Origin of the sequence: Pseudoalteromonas tunicata (genome assembly GCF_002310815.1) — a bacterium.
Classification (GTDB): Bacteria; Pseudomonadota; Gammaproteobacteria; order Enterobacterales; family Alteromonadaceae; genus Pseudoalteromonas; species Pseudoalteromonas tunicata.
This window is the reverse complement of record NZ_CP011032.1, coordinates 923981-944359: the sequence shown is the minus strand read 5'-3', so window position 1 is coordinate 944359 and position 20379 is coordinate 923981. Positions and strand designations below refer to the sequence as shown.

The 20379-nt window shown below is 40.5% G+C and carries 17 protein-coding genes; 6 read left to right on the top strand and 11 right to left on the bottom strand.

What is annotated here, in order from left to right; all coding sequences use genetic code 11:
* Window positions 1–107 precede the first annotated feature (107 nt).
* On the top strand, window positions 108–1970 hold the full coding sequence (gene dxs / locus PTUN_RS04355; protein WP_009838485.1) for a 1-deoxy-D-xylulose-5-phosphate synthase: 1863 nt from the start codon (window positions 108–110) through the stop codon (window positions 1968–1970).
* A gap of 85 nt (window positions 1971–2055) precedes the next feature.
* Here the strand turns inward: dxs and PTUN_RS04350 are convergent, their stop codons facing one another.
* From PTUN_RS04350 to PTUN_RS04300, 11 genes are all read right to left on the bottom strand, one after another.
* A complete protein-coding gene (locus tag PTUN_RS04350; protein WP_009838484.1) occupies window positions 2056–5181 on the bottom strand; it encodes a ligand-binding sensor domain-containing diguanylate cyclase in 3126 nt (1041 codons plus the stop codon).
* 12 nt (window positions 5182–5193) lie between these two features.
* Entirely contained in the window at window positions 5194–5682 is a 489-nt protein-coding gene (locus PTUN_RS04345; RefSeq protein ID WP_009838483.1) for a phosphatidylglycerophosphatase A family protein, read from the bottom strand.
* Window positions 5679–6647: a thiamine-phosphate kinase gene (thiL, locus tag PTUN_RS04340; protein ID WP_009838482.1), complete on the bottom strand. Its 969-nt coding sequence runs from the start codon at window positions 6645–6647 to the stop codon at window positions 5679–5681. Before thiL ends, PTUN_RS04345 begins: the two co-directional genes overlap by 4 nt.
* A gap of 40 nt (window positions 6648–6687) precedes the next feature.
* Entirely contained in the window at window positions 6688–7098 is a 411-nt protein-coding gene (nusB, locus tag PTUN_RS04335; RefSeq protein ID WP_009838481.1) for a transcription antitermination factor NusB, read from the bottom strand.
* A gap of 9 nt (window positions 7099–7107) precedes the next feature.
* Window positions 7108–7572 carry a 6,7-dimethyl-8-ribityllumazine synthase gene (gene ribH, locus PTUN_RS04330; RefSeq protein ID WP_009838480.1) on the bottom strand — a complete coding sequence of 155 codons (465 nt, stop codon included), beginning with the start codon at window positions 7570–7572 and terminating at the stop codon, window positions 7108–7110.
* Between the two features lie 110 nt (window positions 7573–7682).
* Window positions 7683–8792 carry a bifunctional 3,4-dihydroxy-2-butanone-4-phosphate synthase/GTP cyclohydrolase II gene (ribBA, locus tag PTUN_RS04325; protein WP_009838479.1) on the bottom strand — a complete coding sequence of 370 codons (1110 nt, stop codon included), beginning with the start codon at window positions 8790–8792 and terminating at the stop codon, window positions 7683–7685.
* Window positions 8793–8862: 70 nt separating this feature from the next.
* Window positions 8863–9519: a riboflavin synthase gene (locus PTUN_RS04320; protein WP_009838478.1), complete on the bottom strand. Its 657-nt coding sequence runs from the start codon at window positions 9517–9519 to the stop codon at window positions 8863–8865.
* Between the two features lie 3 nt (window positions 9520–9522).
* Entirely contained in the window at window positions 9523–10644 is a 1122-nt protein-coding gene (gene ribD, locus PTUN_RS04315; RefSeq protein WP_009838477.1) for a bifunctional diaminohydroxyphosphoribosylaminopyrimidine deaminase/5-amino-6-(5-phosphoribosylamino)uracil reductase RibD, read from the bottom strand.
* Between the two features lie 4 nt (window positions 10645–10648).
* Complete coding sequence (gene nrdR / locus PTUN_RS04310; RefSeq protein WP_009838476.1) at window positions 10649–11098, bottom strand: transcriptional regulator NrdR; 450 nt, start codon at window positions 11096–11098, stop codon at window positions 10649–10651.
* 166 nt (window positions 11099–11264) lie between these two features.
* On the bottom strand, window positions 11265–12521 hold the full coding sequence (gene glyA / locus PTUN_RS04305) for a serine hydroxymethyltransferase (RefSeq protein WP_009838475.1): 1257 nt from the start codon (window positions 12519–12521) through the stop codon (window positions 11265–11267).
* 252 nt (window positions 12522–12773) lie between these two features.
* Window positions 12774–14054: a sensor domain-containing diguanylate cyclase gene (locus PTUN_RS04300; protein WP_009838474.1), complete on the bottom strand. Its 1281-nt coding sequence runs from the start codon at window positions 14052–14054 to the stop codon at window positions 12774–12776.
* Window positions 14055–14247: 193 nt separating this feature from the next.
* On the opposite strand from PTUN_RS04300, the gene ettA reads away from it, so the two are divergent.
* The 5 genes from ettA to PTUN_RS04275 all read left to right on the top strand — a co-directional run bounded on the left by ettA (window position 14248) and on the right by PTUN_RS04275 (window position 20311).
* Window positions 14248–15912: an energy-dependent translational throttle protein EttA gene (gene ettA / locus PTUN_RS04295; protein WP_009838473.1), complete on the top strand. Its 1665-nt coding sequence runs from the start codon at window positions 14248–14250 to the stop codon at window positions 15910–15912.
* Window positions 15913–16130: 218 nt separating this feature from the next.
* Entirely contained in the window at window positions 16131–16493 is a 363-nt protein-coding gene (locus tag PTUN_RS04290; RefSeq protein WP_009838472.1) for a PilZ domain-containing protein, read from the top strand.
* Window positions 16494–16654: 161 nt separating this feature from the next.
* Window positions 16655–17251: an XTP/dITP diphosphatase gene (locus tag PTUN_RS04285; protein ID WP_009838471.1), complete on the top strand. Its 597-nt coding sequence runs from the start codon at window positions 16655–16657 to the stop codon at window positions 17249–17251.
* Window positions 17248–18384, top strand: a complete 1137-nt coding sequence (hemW, locus tag PTUN_RS04280) for a radical SAM family heme chaperone HemW (RefSeq protein ID WP_040643838.1) — start codon at window positions 17248–17250, stop codon at window positions 18382–18384. The genes PTUN_RS04285 and hemW overlap by 4 nt, the downstream gene beginning before the upstream one ends.
* 91 nt (window positions 18385–18475) lie before the next feature.
* On the top strand, window positions 18476–20311 hold the full coding sequence (locus PTUN_RS04275) for a DUF885 domain-containing protein (protein ID WP_009838469.1): 1836 nt from the start codon (window positions 18476–18478) through the stop codon (window positions 20309–20311).
* Window positions 20312–20379 lie beyond the last annotated feature (68 nt).

Below are 20379 nucleotides of genomic sequence, written 5' to 3'. Positions count from 1 at the left end.
TTGAATCGAATAGCCTAATTATGCCGTTTGGAACAACAAAATAAAAAGAACAAGCGCATTTTTAATGTATAATCGAGCCAGTAAAGTAAGGATAATCAATAAATATCATGACCGTTGATAATAGCAAGTATCCCTTATTGGGTTTAATCGATGAGCCAGCACAATTACGCGAGCTTCCACAAGAACGATTAGCAACTTTAAGTACTGAATTAAGAGAGTATTTACTTACTTCAGTATCACAAAGTAGCGGTCATCTTGCGTCTGGCCTTGGTACGGTGGAGCTCACCGTGGCGTTGCATTATGTCTACAATACGCCAGAAGATCGTCTAATTTGGGACGTGGGCCACCAAGCTTACCCGCATAAAATCTTAACCGGTCGTCGCGACCAAATGCATACCATACGTCAAAAAAATGGTTTACACCCATTTCCATACCGTGAAGAAAGCCAATACGATACCTTTAGTGTAGGCCATTCTAGTACCTCTATTTCAGCTGCATTAGGTATGGCGATTGCAGCAAAAAAAGAAGCCAAAAATCGAAAAGTCGTTGCGGTCATTGGCGATGGTGCTGTTACTGCGGGTATGGCGTTTGAAGCCATGAACCATGCCGGCGATCTCGATGCTGATATGCTAGTGATTTTAAATGACAATGAGATGTCAATTTCAGAAAATGTGGGCGCCTTAAACAATCACTTAGCACGAATTCTATCAGGTAGCTTTTATACCAACATTCGTGAAGGTGGCAAAAAGCTGCTATCTGGGATGCCCCCTGTAAAAGAGCTTGCCAGTAAAATGGAAGAGCACTTAAAAGGTATGGTAGTACCTGGAACTTTTTTTGAAGAGCTTGGATTTAATTATATCGGCCCAATCGATGGCCACGATGTAAACATGCTATGCGATACATTGCGTAATATGCGAAACCTAAAAGGCCCACAATTACTTCATGTCCGCACCCAAAAAGGTAAAGGCTATCAGCCTGCAGAGGCCGACCCTATCGGTTATCATGGTGTGCCAAAATTTGATCCTAGTGAATCGAGTTTACCTAAATCTAAACCTGCTGCCCCCACCTTTTCCAAAGTTTTTGGTGATTGGTTATGTGATATGGCGGCACAAGATAGCAAACTGATGGCTATCACGCCTGCCATGCGTGAAGGTTCAGGCATGGTACGTTTTTCAAAAGAGTATCCTGCGCAATATTTTGATGTTGCGATTGCAGAGCAACATGCCGTTACGCTTGCAGCAGGCCTTGCATGTGAAGGGCTAAATCCTGTTGTGGCTATTTATTCGAGCTTTTTACAACGTGCATACGATCAGCTTATTCATGATGTTGCACTGCAAAATTTACCTGTGCTATTTGCTATTGATCGAGCGGGAATTGTTGGTGCAGACGGTGAAACCCACCAGGGTGCTTATGATTTAAGCTTTATGCGTTGTATTCCAAATATGGTGATTATGGCGCCAAGTGATACCAATGAATGCCGTCAAATGCTTTATACTGGTCACAAGCTCAATCAACCTGCTGCAGTGCGTTATCCTCGAGGCAGCGCTGGTGAATACCTTGCAAACAGTCCAATGCAAGCCATTGCTATTGGTAAAGCCAATACCATACGCCAAGGTGAAAAAGTCGCTATTCTGTCATTTGGTACTTTACTTGAACATGCAAAACCAGTTGCTGAAAAGCTCAATGCCACATTGGTTGATATGCGATTTATTAAGCCAATTGATTGTGATTTATTAACTGAGCTCGCTGCAAAGCATAAGTACTTTATCACCTTAGAAGATAATGCGATTCAAGGTGGTGCAGGCTCTGCTGTGAATGAGTTCGTCATGACAAATAAATTATCTGTGCATGTTTTAAATTTAGGGATCCCTGATGAATTTATTAAGCATGGCACTCAAGATGAAATGCACAGTGAAATGGGATTAGATAGCGCAGGTATTTTGACAAAAATTAGTCAATATATTGCTTAATGTTCCTTTTAAATAAAAACCTAGCATTCGCTAGGTTTTTTTATGTCTCGATTTTAAGATTTATGCTCAATCATAATAAAATATCTTAAATTTTCATCGACCAGCGTTCTTGCATCCAGATATGCAATTTCGCCAATTGGGTATCGAGTAAATCAGCAAGTTGTTTTTCGATAATTTCATTATCTTCAAACTCAAAGGCATCAATCTGATCATCAAAAGTAAACGTTGCCACCCCGTTGCGTCCCCGCTCTTTAACTTTATGCAACGCTAAATCAGCCAAATTAATTGAGGTTTCCCAACCTATAATTTGCCCACCTAGCAATGGCAGTGGATAAAATGCCCAGCCTAATGAACTTGATAAATGAACTGTTTTACCATTAGGTAATTTAAATTTATGATCTGAAATAGTACGGCATAGGTTTTTAGTATAATCATCAATTGCATTACGTTTCATATCACGCAGTAATAATAAAAACTCGTCACCACTCCAACGCACTACATAATCAGAACCTTGTGTTTTACCTATTAATAAAGTCGCAACTTGTTGCAAACAACTATCACCAAAGATAGGGCCATAGGCATCATTAATTCGACTAAACTCATCAAGGTTTACAATCACTAAGGCTAATGCTTTACCTTGCTCTTCTAAACTTTCGCGGTTACGTTGATAATGCTCAATATCTTTTGGTAACTGATCAAATAAGAAACGCCTGCTGCGAAGGCCTGTAAGCTCATCAGAATGACTCACCTGTTTTAACTGTGAGTTTGCCAAGTTAAGCTTGTTATTGGTTTCAGTGAGCTCTGTGGTACGTGATTCAACCTGTTTTTCAAGTTCAAGCTGTTTTCGCCGTTCTTGATTACGGTAAATCAGAAAAACAACATATAACAAAGTGATAAATAAACTAACAATAAGCAGCCTAAAATAAATGGTTTCATCGAAACGTTTTGCAATTTTAATTGTAAGGTGCGTTTTTACTGCTTGTTCCCAAGTCATACTTTGACGCTTTACTTCTAGTTCAAAAGTAAATACTCCTGGCGGTAAATTGGTATAAATTGCTTCTCGGCGACGATTAGCAAAGCGCCATGACTTATCAAAATTAACTAATTGGTAACGAAACTCCAAGCTATTGGGAGCATAAAAATCTATTGCTGAATAATTAATTGTTAAATCTCGGGCATCAAGATCAATAGTTGCACTACCATCTTTAACTCTATGATCTTGATTTGTAGTACTAATACTTTCAACTATCGGCTCTAAAATAGCCTGACCAAATAACTCAATGTCTTTAGGAATTTCTATCAAGCCCTGCAAACTTGGGTACCACAAAGAATCCCCAGTATCAGCGACCGCATTTTGTCCTTTACCAGCACAACACTGACTTAATTTTCCATCTAATTGACGGTCAAATGAGCTAAGTACTTGTTCAATTTGAATATTGCTAATTTTTTGGCTAAATTGCGCCGCAGGCATTCGATAAACGCCTTTTAAGTTACTGACCCAAATATGCTGATATTTTTCATCGTAATGTAAGCTTAAAATTGAGCCATAAGGTAAACCATTTGAAGCATCAAGTTGGTGCCATTCATTATCTAAACTGCGATAAAATAAGCCATTAGTCATAGTACCAATCAATATTACATGATCAGGCAATTCCAGCATGCTCGAGATACTTGCATTTGCAAGTGCGGTTGAGGTTGCAATAGGATCAATCCCTTTATCACTGAAAACATACGCACCTTTTGTAGTCCCAAGCCAATTATAATTATCGCTAATTAATTGATAGGTAATTTTATTACTACCCAACTTTGCATTATGAATAAACGATTTTAAGCCGTTATAACCAAGTCGATACAAACCACGCTCAGTGCCAAACCACAATGAGCCGTCAGCAGAACGATTTATAGAATTAATTGAATTAGTACGAAGCACCCGCTCCGTTGGACGATGCACTCCTTCAGGGTCGTAAATAAAGAGGCCGCTATCAGTATTAATGAACAAACGATCATTATCAAAATACAAACTTTGTACTTTAGCGTTTTGATAATCAACACTATTAATGGTTGTCACAAATACCTTATCGTCGTTGTAAAAACCAATACCTGAGCGACTCGCAACCCAGAGCACATTTCTAGGCGATAAGGTAACTGCATCAATTGGCTCTTTTATTTCAGCAAGCGTCGCATGGCGGTTCACCAATCCTTTATGGGCCTGCCACAAACCATCACTTGAGCTGGCTAGCCAAATATTATTATTGCGATCGCGCATAATGTCGTTAAACCAAGTCTGCGCAAGCTCTAATGAATCAACACCTTCCCAATCACCTGATGGGTCGCGATAACTTAACCGACCTTCGGTTGAAGCCCAGATACCACCATCTGAGTCACTCATAATTTTATAAGTGGCTTTTTTAATCGCATAAGGAATTGCAATCGCGCGCAGTTCTTCATCCACATCGAGCTTGTAAGCGCCTGCTTCTGATGCTAAAAACAAATTGCCTTCAAGCCAAGCTAAATCCGTGACTATGGTTTGCGCTAAACTGTCAGGAAGTGCCACCTTGGCGGTGATCTCAAGCTTTACTGATGATTTTGAACTGAGTTGATAGGTTAGTCGTAATAAATTTCGCTCATTAACCAGCCAAATGCCTTGAGGCGATAGCGCCATCTTACTGACAGAACCAATGATACGGCCAACTAATTTTTTTTGAGTGCGGCTGCCATCGTCATTAGGCCAGACAGGTGCTTCGCTATTGGCGAGCAGTTGGTTAATAGGTATAAATTTTTCGTTGAAAAAGAGATATAGACCATTTGCTGCAATCCAAATTCGGCCTTCTTTATCAGCCAAAATATCATGGACTCCACCATTGACGTTAAATGTAGCGTAATCAAACGAACGAGGATCGAGCCTGACTAAACCACTTTTACTACCAATCCAAAGCATGCCATCTTGATCGAGCTGAAGTTTGCTTATCGCATTACTCTGTAAAAACTCAGCATTAGCAGTGCTAAAATTAGTAAAATTCATGCCGTCAAATCGACTCAGGCCAAACTGGGTCCCCACCCAAATATAGCCTTGCCGATCTTGCACAATACTTGTCAATGATTGTGACGCTAGTCCATCACTGGTGCTCCACTTCTTAACGACATAATCATTGATAGAAGCAAAGCAGCTGACACTCAAAAAGAGGCAAAAATAGACTAACGTTTTAATCACACTGAACTCTTTTTATCCTAAATACCCTGTTTTAAACAAAGCTTGAACAATAATCAATGAAAATAATCCCGCAGCCACATCATCTATCATGATCCCGAAGCCGCCTTTGACTTGTTTATCCAATAATTTTATTGGCCAAGGTTTCAAAATATCAAAGAAACGAAATAATAAAAATCCCACCAAAAGAGACTGCCAGCTGATTGCAGCACCTATCATGGTGATATAAAAGCCTGCAATTTCATCCCACACAATTGCTGAGTGATCATGAACTTGGACATCATCTGCGGTTTTGCCACATAACCAAATTCCAACAACACTCAACAGCACAGCAACCAGTACTTGCCATTGCCAGCCAAGCTGCATCGTTGCAAAGATAAAAGGTAAAGCAGCGAGAGTACCGAATGTGCCGGGAGCTTTAGGGGCTAAACCAAGACCAAAACCCAAGGCTAAAAACTGATGTGGTTTTTTTAGATTAAACGCTATTTTATGCTGCAAAATCATTCCTCAGCAAAGTGTTGGTAACCTTGACCTGTAAAAACAAACTTTTCGCCTTTATTTAACAGTTCAATTGTACCTTCATTACCGCGAATTTGACCGATGCACACAGCTTCAACACCGTATTGGCGTAGACTTAAATCGAGCATGCCTTTTTTATCTTCAGGCACGGTAAACAACAGCTCATAATCATCACCATACGCCAACACAAATGGCCAACGCTCTTCTTGCGTTAATGAAGCTCGAAGAGATTCTGAGGTCGGAATTTTATCAACGTTGAGCGTCGCGCCCACCATAGACATAGTTAAAATATGTTTTAAGTCGGCGAGAAGACCATCTGAGATATCAATGCACGATGAGGCTAAATTACGTAATACTTGCCCTGCCGCAACGCGCGGACTTGGGTATTCAAAACGTTGTTTTAACTTGGCTAAATGTTCTGGGCGCACATTAAAACGGCCTTTTTGCGCTTCAATCGCAAGCCCTGCATCACCTAAGGGGCCAGATAAATAAATCCAATCGCCATTTTTTGCACCCGAGCGGGTAATCGCTTTACCGGTTGGAATGGTACCTTTTGCACAAATAGTGATTGTTAAAGGCCCTTGAGTGGTATCGCCACCGACAATTTGCACATTAAAATATTCTGCAATTTCGTGCATTCCAGCCGTAAACTCTTCCAACCATTCAATATCGGCATGTGGCAAAGTAAGTGCGAGCGAAATCCAAGCAGGCTCGGCACCCATTGCAGCTAAGTCACTTAAGTTCACTGCAAGTGCACGATGCCCTAAAGCCCGAGCTGGCATGTCTTTAAAAAAGTGAACCCCTTCAACTAAGGTATCCGTTGTGACAACAAGCTGACAATTTTCAGGCACTGTCATAACGGCAGCATCATCACCTATGCCTAATTTCACATCTTTACGGGTAATGCCTCGGCCTTTAAAGTACCGGCTAATCAATTCAAATTCACGCATACACAAAAAAGCCGGGCTAAGCCGGCTCCCTCTATTTTGATCAAGCTCTTAATTCTTTAACTGCTTTATCAAGCACACCATTTACAAACTTATGACTGTCTTCAGCACCAAACATTTTAGCCAGTTCGATCCCTTCGTTAATCGCAACTTTATAAGGTACGTCTTCACGAAATTTAAGCTCATAAGCAGATAAACGAAGAATAGCTTTTTCAACAAAATCAATATCTTCATAAGGACGAGCAAGATGTGGAGATAAAATCACATCTAACACTTTATGCTGTACAGCCACACCACATGCTAAATCTTTGAAGTATTCAACATCGATTTTGCTGATGTCATTTTCAAGTAACATTTGTTGCTCGATATCAGCAATGGCATTACCACTTACTTGCCATGAATAAATCGCTTGTAGTGCTAAAATACGGGCTTTACGTCTCGCTGCAGGTTTCACATCAATTCCTTAAATTTGGTCAAGAACATTTACCATTTCAAGCGCACCAAGAGCAGCTTCGCCGCCTTTGTTACCCATCTTGGTTCCTGCTCGTTCAATAGCTTGTTCAATGCTTTCTGTGGTAAGAACACCAAAAGCCACTGGAATGTCATACTCAAGCGATACTTGAGCTAAACCTTTATTCGATTCACCCGCCACTAAATCAAAGTGCGGAGTACCACCACGGATCACTACACCTAGTGCAATAATCGCGTCATATTCTTTTTTAGCAGCAACACGCTTTGCTACTAACGGTAACTCTACCGCACCAGGCACATAAATAACGGTAATGTCTTCGTCATTTACGCCACCAGTACGTTTTAAAGTATCAACAGCGCCTGCTAGTAAGCTACTACCAATAAAGCTATTAAAACGAGAAATGACAATGGCAAATTTTTTGCCCGTTGCATTCATATTACCTTCAATAATTTTCATCCGAAGCCCTTAAACTGGTTTTAATCTGATGCGCAAAAATCGGCGCGCATCATAACATAAAAAGCTCAACTATATTAGCGTTAATAATGAGCTGTGTTGGTTTTAACTTTTTAAGGCTCGACGTATTCAATTACTTCTAAGCCAAAGCCTGATATTGCATGATATTTTTTCGGCAAACTCATTAAACGCATTTGATGAATTCCTAAATCAGCAAGGATTTGTGAACCGACACCAACAGTGCGTGACGTGCCTTGAAACTTACGCAACTGAGTTGTTTCGCCGTTATCTTGCGCTTCAAGTGCTTTAACAATTGATTCGAGTTCAGCTGGACTTTCTTGCTTGCCAAGTATTACAACTACACCGCCTTCGCTTGCTACGCGCTGCATTGCATTAGGCAATGTCCAACTACGATCGGCGACACGGTCTGATAATAATAAATCATTAAACGTACTTTGTAAGTGTACGCGCACTAAGGTTGGAGTGTGTGACTCAATAGCGCCATTTACCAAGGCATAATGTAATTGACCATCAATGGTATCTTTATAGGTCACAAGATCAAAATGACCATGCTCGGTTGGCAATTTACACTTTGCGACGCGCTCAATGGTTGCTTCATTTAAATTGCGATATTCGATTAAATCAGCGATGGTACCAATTTTTAGACCATGCTGTTGTGCAAATACTTCAAGATCTGGACGACGTGCCATGGTGCCATCTGGATTGAGAATTTCCACAATCACTGATGAAGGCTCACATCCAGCTAATCGCGCCAAATCACAACCCGCTTCGGTGTGGCCAGCTCGTGTTAATACACCTCCTGGTTGCGCCATAATTGGAAAAATATGACCAGGCTGTACGATATCAGTTGGTACAGCACCTTTGGCAACAGCAGCTTGAACAGTGCGAGCGCGATCTGCAGCTGAAATCCCCGTTGTTACACCTTTTGCAGCCTCAATCGACATTGTGAAGTTAGTCGAAAACTGTGCGCCGTTATTGCGTACCATTAAAGGTAAATCAAGCTGGCGACAACGGTCTTGTGTTAACGTTAAACAAATTAAGCCGCGACCATAAGTGGCCATGAAGTTGATAGCGTCTGCACTGATGTGCTCGGCCGCCATAATCAAGTCACCTTCATTTTCTCGGTCTTCGTCATCCATAAGAATAACCATTTTACCGGCACGAATGTCTTCAATAATTTCTGCTGCGCTGTTGAGTTTCATTGCTTACTCGCTGTTGCTGTTGTCATCTAAATAGAGCACTATTTAACGTTTTAATTTGGATAATGGTTTATTAAATAAAACCCGCTTGGGTTAATAAATCCATCGATACATTATTTTTTTCTTGGTCGTGCGTACCCGGCAGCGTCAATAAACGCTCCATATAACGCGCGAGTTGATCGACCTCTAAGTTGACTGTTGAACCCACTTTAAAGTGGCTAATAGTAGTTTCAATTGCCGTATGCGGCACTATTGTCAACTTAAATTGTGATGCATTAAGCTCATTTACGGTAAGACTAATGCCATCGATACAGACAGAGCCTTTATAAGGAATATACTTTAATAAATGTGTAGGAGCGCTGAGCCAATAATCTACCGCACGGCCATTTGCTTGCATCGCCACCACAGTAGCAATACCATCAATATGCCCAGAGACTAAATGACCACCTAAACGCGATGTTGGCATAAGGGCTTTTTCTAAATTCACCTTTTGACCAACAGTGTAATGAGCAAAACCTGTTAAGCTCAGAGTCTCTTGCGAAACATCAGCCATAAATCCGTCTGCTAATAACCGCACAACTGTTAAACAAACACCATTCGTCGCGATGCTATCGCCTAATTGTACGTCAGATAAATCAAGCTTCCCCGTTTTCACCGTAACAGATAAATCGCCACCGATTTTTTTCAGAGCGCTGATTTGGCCAACGGCTGCAATAATTCCAGTAAACATAGTTTAATGATCACTCTTTTTATAAGATGCCGTAATCTTTAAGTCGACGCCGACCATCGAGACATCATCTATCGATAATTCAGTTACTTCAGCCATAGATTCTAACACGGGTAATTGTAAAAGGCTTTTCCCGCTGTGGCCGATTAATTTTGGTGCCAGGTAAAAAATAAACTGATCAACCAAACCTTGCTGCGCCATTTGCCCAGCTAAAGTATGGCCGGCTTCAAGCCAAATATGATTAATTCCACGTGCACCAAGCAATTGCATTGCTTGTGATAAATCAACTTGGCCATTTAACTCAGGTACTAGCAGATGAGATACGAAATGAGGCCATCGCTCTGAAATATCAAGCTTGGTAGTCAAGATAATCACCGGGCTCTCGATTTGAAAAAAAGCAAGGTCGGGTGTTAATCGATGCTTAGAGTCAATCACTACACGAATCGGCTGGCGCAACTGCGCTAAAGAAAATGGTGGGTTAATCAATTCATCATAACGTACATTCATTTTGGCATTATCAACCAGCACGGTATCAGCACCAGTCAGAACTGCACAACTTTGCGCTCGATAATCTTGCACTTGAGCACGAGCAAGAGGGCCGGTTATCCATTTGCTTAGTCCATTAGCAAGCGCGGTTTTACCATCAAGGCTCGCTGCTAATTTACACTGAACAAAAGGCATAGCGTTTCGCATGCGCTTTAAAAAACCAACATTGAGCGCTTCGGCCTCCACTTGCATTAAGCCATGTGCAGTTTGAATTCCTGCTTTTTCTAATATTGCTAAACCACGGCCACTGACAGCAGGATTTGGATCAACCATAGCAGCAATGACCTTAATAACACCGGCATTAACCAGTGCCAAAGCACAAGGACCCGTGCGCCCGGTATGGCTACATGGCTCAAGGGTGACATAAGCAGTGGCACCTAGCGCCTGCTCTTTTGCTTGCGCTAATGCATGCACTTCAGCATGACCTTCGCCCGCTTTTTGATGATAGCCTTGACCCACTATTTGGCCATCTTTAACCAATACACAACCAACATTGGGATTGGGCGACGTGGTATAACGACCTTTTTTTGCTAACTCAATGGCAAGGGCCATATATTGATAATCAAGTGCTGTAAAACTCATAAGGTTACTCTGCTAGTCGAGCTATTTCTTCGCCAAACTCTTTAACATCTTCAAACGAACGATAAACAGATGCAAACCGCACATAGGCTACTTTATCGAGCTTTTTCAGCGCTTCCATTATGCATTCGCCAACAATATGGCTTGGGATTTCACGCTCACCCGTTGAGCGAAGTTGCGACATGATACGATGCACAACCTCTTCGATTTGTTCGGTACTGACGGGGCGTTTTTCAAGTGCGCGATGCAAGCCATTCATTAATTTATCTTCGTTAAAAGGCTCGCGGCTGCCATCTTGTTTAATGACTCGCGGCATCACTAACTCAGCACCTTCAAAGGTCGTAAAACGCTCTTTGCACTCATTACACTCTCGGCGGCGACGTACCTGATGGCCACTACCAACAAGGCGAGAATCTATAACTTTAGTTTCTTTGGCAGTACAAAATGGGCAATGCATACTCGTTCAACCTCTATGTGCAACAATGCAGGTTAGTCCAATCGACCTTGAATGTCTGATTGATAACAAAACTCGCCGTATTATCAATAAAAAAGCCACTTAAAAAGTGGCCTTATAATAACAAAAATTAATTCGCTTGTGCGCTAAATTAATTGCTGTAAAACAATTAAGCGTAAACAGGAAGCTTTTTACAAATTGCTTTTACTTTTTCTTTTACTTGCGCTTGCACTGATGCATCGTTGATGTTGTCTAGAACATCACAAATCCAACCCGCTAACTCTTTTGATTCAGCTTCTTTAAAACCACGACGAGTGATTGCAGGAGAACCGATACGTAAGCCTGAGGTCACAAATGGTGAACGTGGATCGTTAGGTACTGAGTTTTTGTTAACAGTAATGTTAGCATTACCTAGTGCCGCATCAGCATCTTTACCTGTGATATCTTTATCAATCAAATCAAGTAAAAATAAGTGGTTGTCTGTTTTACCAGATACAACTTTATAGCCACGCTCTTGAAGAACTTCAACCATAGCTTGTGCATTTTTTACAACTTGCGCTTGATACACTTTAAACTCAGGCTGTAACGCTTCTTTAAATGCCACAGCTTTTGCTGCAATAATGTGACATAAAGGACCGCCTTGACCACCAGGGAACACAGCACTGTTTAACTTTTTATAAATTTCTTGATCGCCACATGCCGAAACAATTAAACCACCACGAGGGCCTGCTAATGTTTTGTGAGTTGTTGTTGTAACAACGTGAGCAAATGGAATTGGACTTGGGTAAACGCCAGCAGCAATTAAGCCTGCAACGTGAGCCATATCGACGAATAAATACGCGCCTACTTTATCCGCGATTTCACGGAATTTTGCCCAGTCAACAATTCCTGAATATGCAGAGAAACCAGCGATAATCATTTTTGGTTTATGTTCAAGGGCTAACGCCTCAACTTGTGCATAATCGATTTCACCTGTTTCTTCATTCAAACCATATTGAATCGCATTATATGTTTTACCTGAAAAGTTTACGTGTGAACCGTGAGTTAAGTGACCACCGTGAGCAAGACTCATCCCTAATACAGTATCGTGTGGTTGAAGTAATGCTTGAAAAACAGCAGCATTTGCTTGAGAACCCGCATGCGGCTGTACGTTTGCGTAATCAGTGCCAAATAATTCATTTGCACGGTCGATTGCCAATTGCTCTACTACATCAACATGCTCACACCCACCGTAGTAACGCTTACCTGGGTATCCTTCTGCATATTTGTTAGTTAATTGTGAGCCTTGAGCCTCTAAAACGCGTGGGCTACAGTAGTTTTCTGAAGCGATAAGCTCAATGTGCTCTTCTTGACGAGCCGTTTCTTTATTGATTGCTTCGAATAACTCTGGATCAAAATCTGCGATGTTCATGCTGCGTTCTAACATGGGTTCTCCTAGTTGCAACGTATTAAAGGATCAAATTAATGGATCAAACAAGGCGCTATTGTACGCATAAAAGCCGTATTTGCCTACATTGTGAAAGTGAGCATATTTAAACAGCAATTGAAAAAATTTCACAGTGCTTTAAATATGATATTTTTTAATCAGGAACATAAGAAATAACTATGATTAACTTTAGAATCATTAGTTTTTCAAATTTAAGTGGTAGTCAGCCACGGTTGTATCTAGCTGTAGAATTTATTTTTCAATAACACAGTCGCGGCCAGCAGATTTTGCCTCATACAAGGCTTTATCAGCACGTAACAGTATATGGTCAAGTTCACTATCTTCCGCTTTGACAATACTTAACCCAATACTAATACTCAGGTTTTTAACCTGACAGAAAGGGGTATTTACAATTATTTTTTTGATATTATTTCGAATGCGCTCAGCTATAACATAAGCAGCTTTCACATCCGTTTTAGGTAAAATAATAGCAAACTCTTCACCACCAATTCTGCTAACAAAATCAAGTTCTCGTACCGTGTCAACAAAACAATTCGAAACAGCGATTAACACCTCATCACCCACGGCATGACCAAAGCTATCATTTATGTTTTTAAAATAATCCAAATCAAGCAACAAAATTACAAATTTACAACCATGGCGCAAAAAGCGTGCTAATTCTGAATTTCCTTGAGTCGTAAAACTACGGCGATTGGCCAATTGTGTTAACTCATCTATCGATGCTAACCGTCTATATTGTTCCTTCAATTTAATAATTTCTGTAGTATCGGTCGACATACCTACAAATGAAACAACTTCATTTTCCGAATTTTTGAGGGGAACTTTGGTGGTCCAATAATATCGAGTTTCACCGTATTCATCGATAAACTGCTCTTGGCCGCTTACTTTTTTACCTAACGTTAAAACTTGCTTATCAAGTTGATTAAAATCAACTGAAGCCTCCTCACCTAGGCATTGCTCTGCAGTTTTACCCAGTAAAGTTTGAGGTTTTTGACCAAACAATTTTGCTGTTTTTTTATTGGCATACAAAAATTGAGCATCACTATTTTTCATATAGATATAAGCATCAATATTATTTAAAACGGTATCAAGTAAAGCCTGTTTTTCGTGTAATTGTTTTTCAAGCAACTTGCGCTCAGTAATATCCGTTGAAATACCGTACATACCTATTACTTGACCCTCTTCATACAAAGGTTTTTTAACCGTCCAATAATATCGGGTTTCACCGGTACTTTTTACAATATTCCTTTCTTCACCTTCAATTTCAATTCCCTGCTCCAAAACCTTGCGGTCATTTTCTTGCAGGTCACCTAAATGATCGGTTAAAAAAAAGTAGCTATCATCTAAGCCAACCAACTGCTCAAGTGAACAGCCAAATAACTCAGTTACCTTTTGATTTGCATAGGTATAACAGCCATTAGTGTCTTTTATATAAATATAAGCACCCACATTGTTTATGGTAGTTTTTAAGGTATGAAGCTCAAGTTCTAATTGTTGCTGTTGACTAGTCACTCAGACCTATCCTCTCAAATACAACGGCGGCACATTAATCAACCATAATAAAGGATTGCTTACTTTAATGACATAAAGTGTAATTAAATGTTATAAAATTGAGCAACTACTTGTATTTACTCTTCAAACATTGCTCCTTATGCAAGCTTCTTCTAATATACGGCTAATTTCATAATTCACGAATGGATTTTTAATGGCTCAGTATATTTATACCATGTCACGGGTGAGCAAAGTTGTGCCACCTAAGCGTACAATTTTAAAAGATATTTCTTTATGTTTTTTCCCAGGCGCCAAAATTGGCGTGCTTGGTCTAAACGGCTCGGGTAAATCAACATTACTGCGTATTATGGCTGGCATCGACAATGAATTTGAAGGTGAAGCACGCCCACAACCAGGCACAAAAATAGGTTACTTACCACAAGAGCCAATTCTTGATGAAAGCAAGTCAGTAAAAGAAGTCATTGAAGAAGCTGTTGGTGAAGTAAAAAATGCCCTAAAACGTCTTGATGAAGTCTATAACGAATACGCACTTGATGGCGCTGATTTTGACGCTTTAGCAAAAGAGCAAGGTGAACTTGAGGCCATTATTCAAGCTCATGATGGTCACAATATTGATAACGTGCTTGAGCGTGCTGCTGACGCCCTTCGTTTACCTGAATGGGATGCAAAAATAGCAACATTATCAGGGGGCGAACGTCGTCGTGTTGCACTGTGTCGTTTATTACTAGAAAAACCAGACATGTTACTTCTCGACGAACCAACTAACCACTTAGATGCTGAATCTGTTGCATGGTTAGAGCGCTTCTTACATGATTACGAAGGCACCGTTGTGGCTATTACCCATGACCGTTATTTCCTTGATAACGTTGCTGGTTGGATTTTAGAACTTGACCGTGGTTATGGTATTCCTTGGGAAGGTAACTACTCTTCTTGGTTAGAGCAAAAAGATGCTCGTTTAAAACAAGAAGAAAAGTCTGAACAAGCTCGTCAAAAATCAATTTCTCAAGAACTTGAGTGGGTTCGTTCAAATCCAAAAGGTCGCCAAGCCAAATCAAAAGCACGTATGGCACAGTTTGCAGAGCTACAACAATCTGATTACCAAAAACGTAATGAAACTAATGAGTTATTCATTCCACCTGGCCCTCGTTTAGGCGATAAAGTACTTGAAGTCAGCAATTTACGTAAAAGCTATGGCAACCGTTTATTAATTGATAACTTAAGCTTTGCCATCCCTAAAGGCGCCATTGTTGGTATTATCGGTGCCAATGGTGCAGGTAAATCAACTTTATTTAGAATGCTAAGTGGTCAAGAACAAGCTGATAGCGGCGAGATTGTATTAGGTGAAACAGTACAATTAGCAACCGTTGAGCAGTTCCGCGACAATATGAATGAAAACAATACCGTATTTAATGAAGTGTCGGATGGTTTAGACATGTTAAAAATCGGTAACTTTGAAATTCCAAGTCGTGCTTATGTTAGTCGTTTTAACTTCAAAGGTAACGATCAGCAAAAATTCGTAAAAGAACTATCAGGCGGTGAGCGTAATCGTTTGCATTTAGCCAAGCTCTTAAAAGCCGGCGGCAATATGATCCTACTCGATGAGCCGACCAATGACCTTGACGTAGAAACATTACGCGCGCTTGAAAATGCGATCCTTGAATTCCCAGGCTGTATTATGTGTATCTCGCATGACCGCTGGTTCTTAGACCGTATTGCCACTCACATTCTCGATTATCGTGATGAAGGACAAGTAAACTTCTATGAAGGTAACTTTACTGAATACGAAGATTGGATGAAAAAGACATTTGGCGCCGAGTCAATTCAACCAAAGCGTATAAAATACAAACGCATTGGTTAAAAGTTCGATTTTAGAAACGCCCTTCGGGGCGTTTTTTGTTGCTTCATATTTACAAAAACCATTAAGAAGCAGTTGTTTTAATTCAAAAAGTAACCTCTTTTAAGTGTCAAATCGTAATTTACTGCTATTATCAACTCAATCACCTTACTTAAGTACTCATGTTAAATAGAACCTAAGTAATTGCTTTACTTCATTTATTAAAAGATTAAGAGTTAAAAATGGAAGATAGACGTCGATTTACTCGGATTATTTTTTCAACCCCCGCTTTTTTATCAAACATGGGCATTGTTTGGTCTTGTACTTTAATAGACCTCGCACTTAAAGGTGCATTAGTTGAAAAACCAGATAACTGGAAAGATGGCGAAGTCAAACGCGTGATGTTGTCATTTAAACTCGCGGGTAGCGATATTGAGATTAGCATGAATATGCTTGTTAGCCATGAAGGCCAAAATCATTTAGGCCTGTTATGTGAGCAAATAGATATTGATAGTGCTACCCATCTCAAACGACTCATTGAACTCAATGTCGGTGATGATAAGTTATTACACCGTGATTTTGATAACTTACTGCATCCAGAATAATCTTTAAAAGATTTATCAATTGCTCATCCCTAAACTGTTACTTTTAAACTTGAGCAAACAAACAATCAGGTCGCAACTATTAAGATAAAAGCCAGTCTAGCACTGGCTTTTTTCATGTCATTCCGTATGATCAACGCCTTAGACAGCTTAGAGATATCATCATGCAAAAAATCGTTCTTGCGACCTCAAATAAAGGCAAAGTTGCCGAATTAGCTTCCATGCTTAGCCCACTCAATATCGAAATCATTGCACAAAGTGAATTTAACGTCAGTGAAGTAGCGGAAACTGGCACAACCTTTATTGAAAATGCAATTATTAAAGCACGTCACGCTGCTAAAGTTACCGGACTTGCCGCAATTGCAGATGATTCAGGTTTAGAGGTCGATGCGCTAAAAGGTGCTCCGGGAATTTATTCAGCACGTTTTGCCGGCGAAAATGCGACTGATAAAGACAATATCATCAAATTGCTCAATGAACTTAAGCATGTACCCCACGAGCAACGTTCTGCAAGATTTTGGTGTGTATTGGTATTAATGCGCCACGCTGATGACCCGACTCCTTTGGTTTGCCAAGCGAACTGGGAAGGCTTCATTACCGAGCAACCAAGCGGTGAGGCTGGTTTTGGTTACGATCCGGTATTTTATGTACCAAGCCTTACCATTACTTCGGCTGAGCTGTCAAAAGAGCAAAAAAATGCCATTAGCCATCGCGGTCAAGCATTACAATTATTGTTACAACAACTTAAGGCTAAAATGTGATTCTACCTCCTCTGAGTTTGTATGTGCACATTCCTTGGTGTGTACAAAAATGCCCTTATTGTGACTTTAATAGCCACGGCCAAAAAGGTGAGATCCCGCAGGCAGATTATGTGGCGCATTTACTGGCTGATTTACGTCAAGATTTGCACTATGCCCAAGGACGTAAACTGCACTCTATTTTTATTGGCGGTGGCACACCAAGCTTAATGAGCGAACAATCAATTAGTGAATTATTACACGGTATTGAAGCGCTGATTCCTTTTAATGAACAAATCGAAATAACCCTCGAGGCCAACCCTGGCACAGTTGAAGCAGGAAGATTCCAAGGTTACGTAAAAGCCGGAGTCAACCGAATTTCAATCGGCGTGCAAAGCATGCAAAACGACAAATTAAAAGCCCTTGGCCGTATTCATGATGCTAATGAAGCTGTAAAAGCTGCTGAGCAAGCCCATCTTGCGGGTCTAAACAGCTTTAACCTTGATTTAATGCACGGATTACCTGGCCAAAGCATTGATGATGCGCTCTCTGATTTAAAACAAATTATTGCCTTACAACCTAAACACATTTCATGGTACCAGCTCACCATTGAGCCCAATACTCAGTTTCATTCAAAGCCGCCTGTTTTACCCGAAGACGACATTTTATGGGATATTCAAGAGCAAGGTCATGCAATTTTAGAGGCGGCTGGATATGAGCAATATGAAGTGTCGGGCTACAGTAAAGCGGGCTACCAATGTCAGCATAATCTCAATTACTGGCGCTTTGGTGACTATTTAGGCATCGGCTGTGGTGCACACGGCAAAATCACTCTCCCAGCACAAAATAAGCTGATTCGTACCGAAAAAGTAAAACATCCCAAAGGCTATATGGAAGAGACTCAGCCTTATTTATACAAACAATGGCAAGTTGAGCAAAGCGATTTATCGTTTGAATTTTTTATGAATCGCCTTCGTTTACACGAAAGCTGTGCAAAAACAGCATTTAGTGAACTAACCGGTTTACCTATTTCGCGCTTAGAAGGTGCTTTTGATAAAGCCATCGAACAAGGATTATTGCAACAAAACGCAGAAGTTTGGCAAGTGACCGCAAAAGGACGCCGTTACCTCAATGACTTGTTAGAATTGTTCGTCTAGCCTAAAGTAAAATTTTTGTTACAAACGAACACTTAAGGCCTGAAGCCAAATACCATAGAATCAATTATCAAAACTCAAAAGGTGATAGAAGATGCGTAAAATGACACTCTTAGCAGCAACCATTAGTGCTGTGCTTTTAGCCGGTTGCCAACAAACGCCAAACGCACAAAGCACACCTGCAACAGAGCAAGTTCAAGTTGTAGCCAGCGAAGTCGCTAAAGCCAATGCCCTATTCGAAGATTCGTTTATGCGTGGCGTAATGCGAAGCCCGGTATATCAAACCTATATGGGGATAAAACAAGATTACGATAAATGGGATGATGGCTCAGAAGCGCGTTCACTTGAAGATCTTGAATTAACAAAACAAGACTTAGCGACGTTACTCACTATTAACCGCGCAGCGCTAGATCCAATCACCCAAACAAGCTACGACTTATTTAAGCAAAGCCTTGAAGAAGGCATTGCAGATTTTAAATGGCGCTACCACGACTACCCAGTGAACCAAATGTTTGGAACTCACTCTATGGTGCCTGCATTTTTAATCAATCAACATCAAATTAGCGATGTCTCAGATGCAAAAGCCTATATTTCGCGCTTAAACGGCGTACCAGCGGTATTTGAGCAACTTGAAAAAGACCTCGAAATCCGCGCACAAAAAGGCATTATCGCGCCTAAATTTGTATTTCCTCATGTGATTGATTCAAGTAAAAACATCATCAAAGGTGCTCCGTTTGAACAAGGTGACGATTCAACGTTACTTGCTGACTTTACTCGTAAAGTTAATGCGCTTGAAATCACACAAACCGAAAAAGACGCGTTAATTAAAGAAGCAAACGAAAGCTTAAAAACAGCAATCAAACCAGCTTATAGTAAATTAATCAGCTACTTGGAGCAGTTAGCAAAACGTGCTGACGAACGTGATGGCGCATGGAAATTTCCAGAAGGCGAAGCGTTTTACAACAATGCACTTGCCCGTACCACCACAACAAACTTAACCGCTAAAGAAATTCACAACATTGGCTTAAGTGAAGTAGCGCGTATTCACGATGAAATGCGTGCAATCAAAGATAAAGTGGGCTTCAAAGGCGATTTAAAAGCCTTTATGCAGTTTATGAAAACAGACAAGCAGTTCTATTACGACAATACTGCTGAAGGTAAAAAAGCGTATTTAGATCAAGCTGTAAAAGTGATTGATGATATGAAAGCGCGTTTAGACGAGCTATTTATCACCAAACCAAAAGCCGATTTACAAGTAAAAGCGGTTGAAGCATTCCGTGAAAAAGCAGCAGGGAAAGCCTTTTATCAACAACCAGCACCAGACGGTTCACGCCCAGGTATTTATTACGCTAACTTATATGCCATGGATGCAATGCCAACGTACCAGTTAGAAGCACTTGCTTATCACGAAGGTATTCCAGGTCACCATATGCAAATCGCTATTGCGCAAGAGCTTGAAGGCATTCCAAAGTTTCGTAAATTTGGTGGTTACACGGCTTATGTTGAAGGTTGGGGCTTATATTCTGAACTAGTGCCAAAAGAAATGGGTCTCTACGCTGACCCTTATTCAGATTTTGGTCGTCTATCAATGGAATTATGGCGTGCATGTCGTTTAGTGGTTGATACTGGGATCCACGCAATGAAATGGACTCGCCAACAAGGGATTGATTACTACGTCAACAATACACCAAACGCCACTTCTGATGGTGTAAAAATGGTTGAGCGTCACGTAGTCATGCCATCTCAGGCAACAGCATACAAAATTGGCATGCTGAAAATTTTAGAGCTACGTGAACATGCGAAAAAACAACTAGGTGACAAGTTTGATATTCGTCAATTCCACGATGTCGTACTTAAAAACGGCCCACTGCCATTAAACGTACTTGAAAGCTACGTAGAAGAGTACATTGCTACGGCAGGTAAAGCGTAATTGTAAAATTATAATTTCAATACAATGAAATCAAAAAAACCAGTTATTTCATAACTGGTTTTTTTATA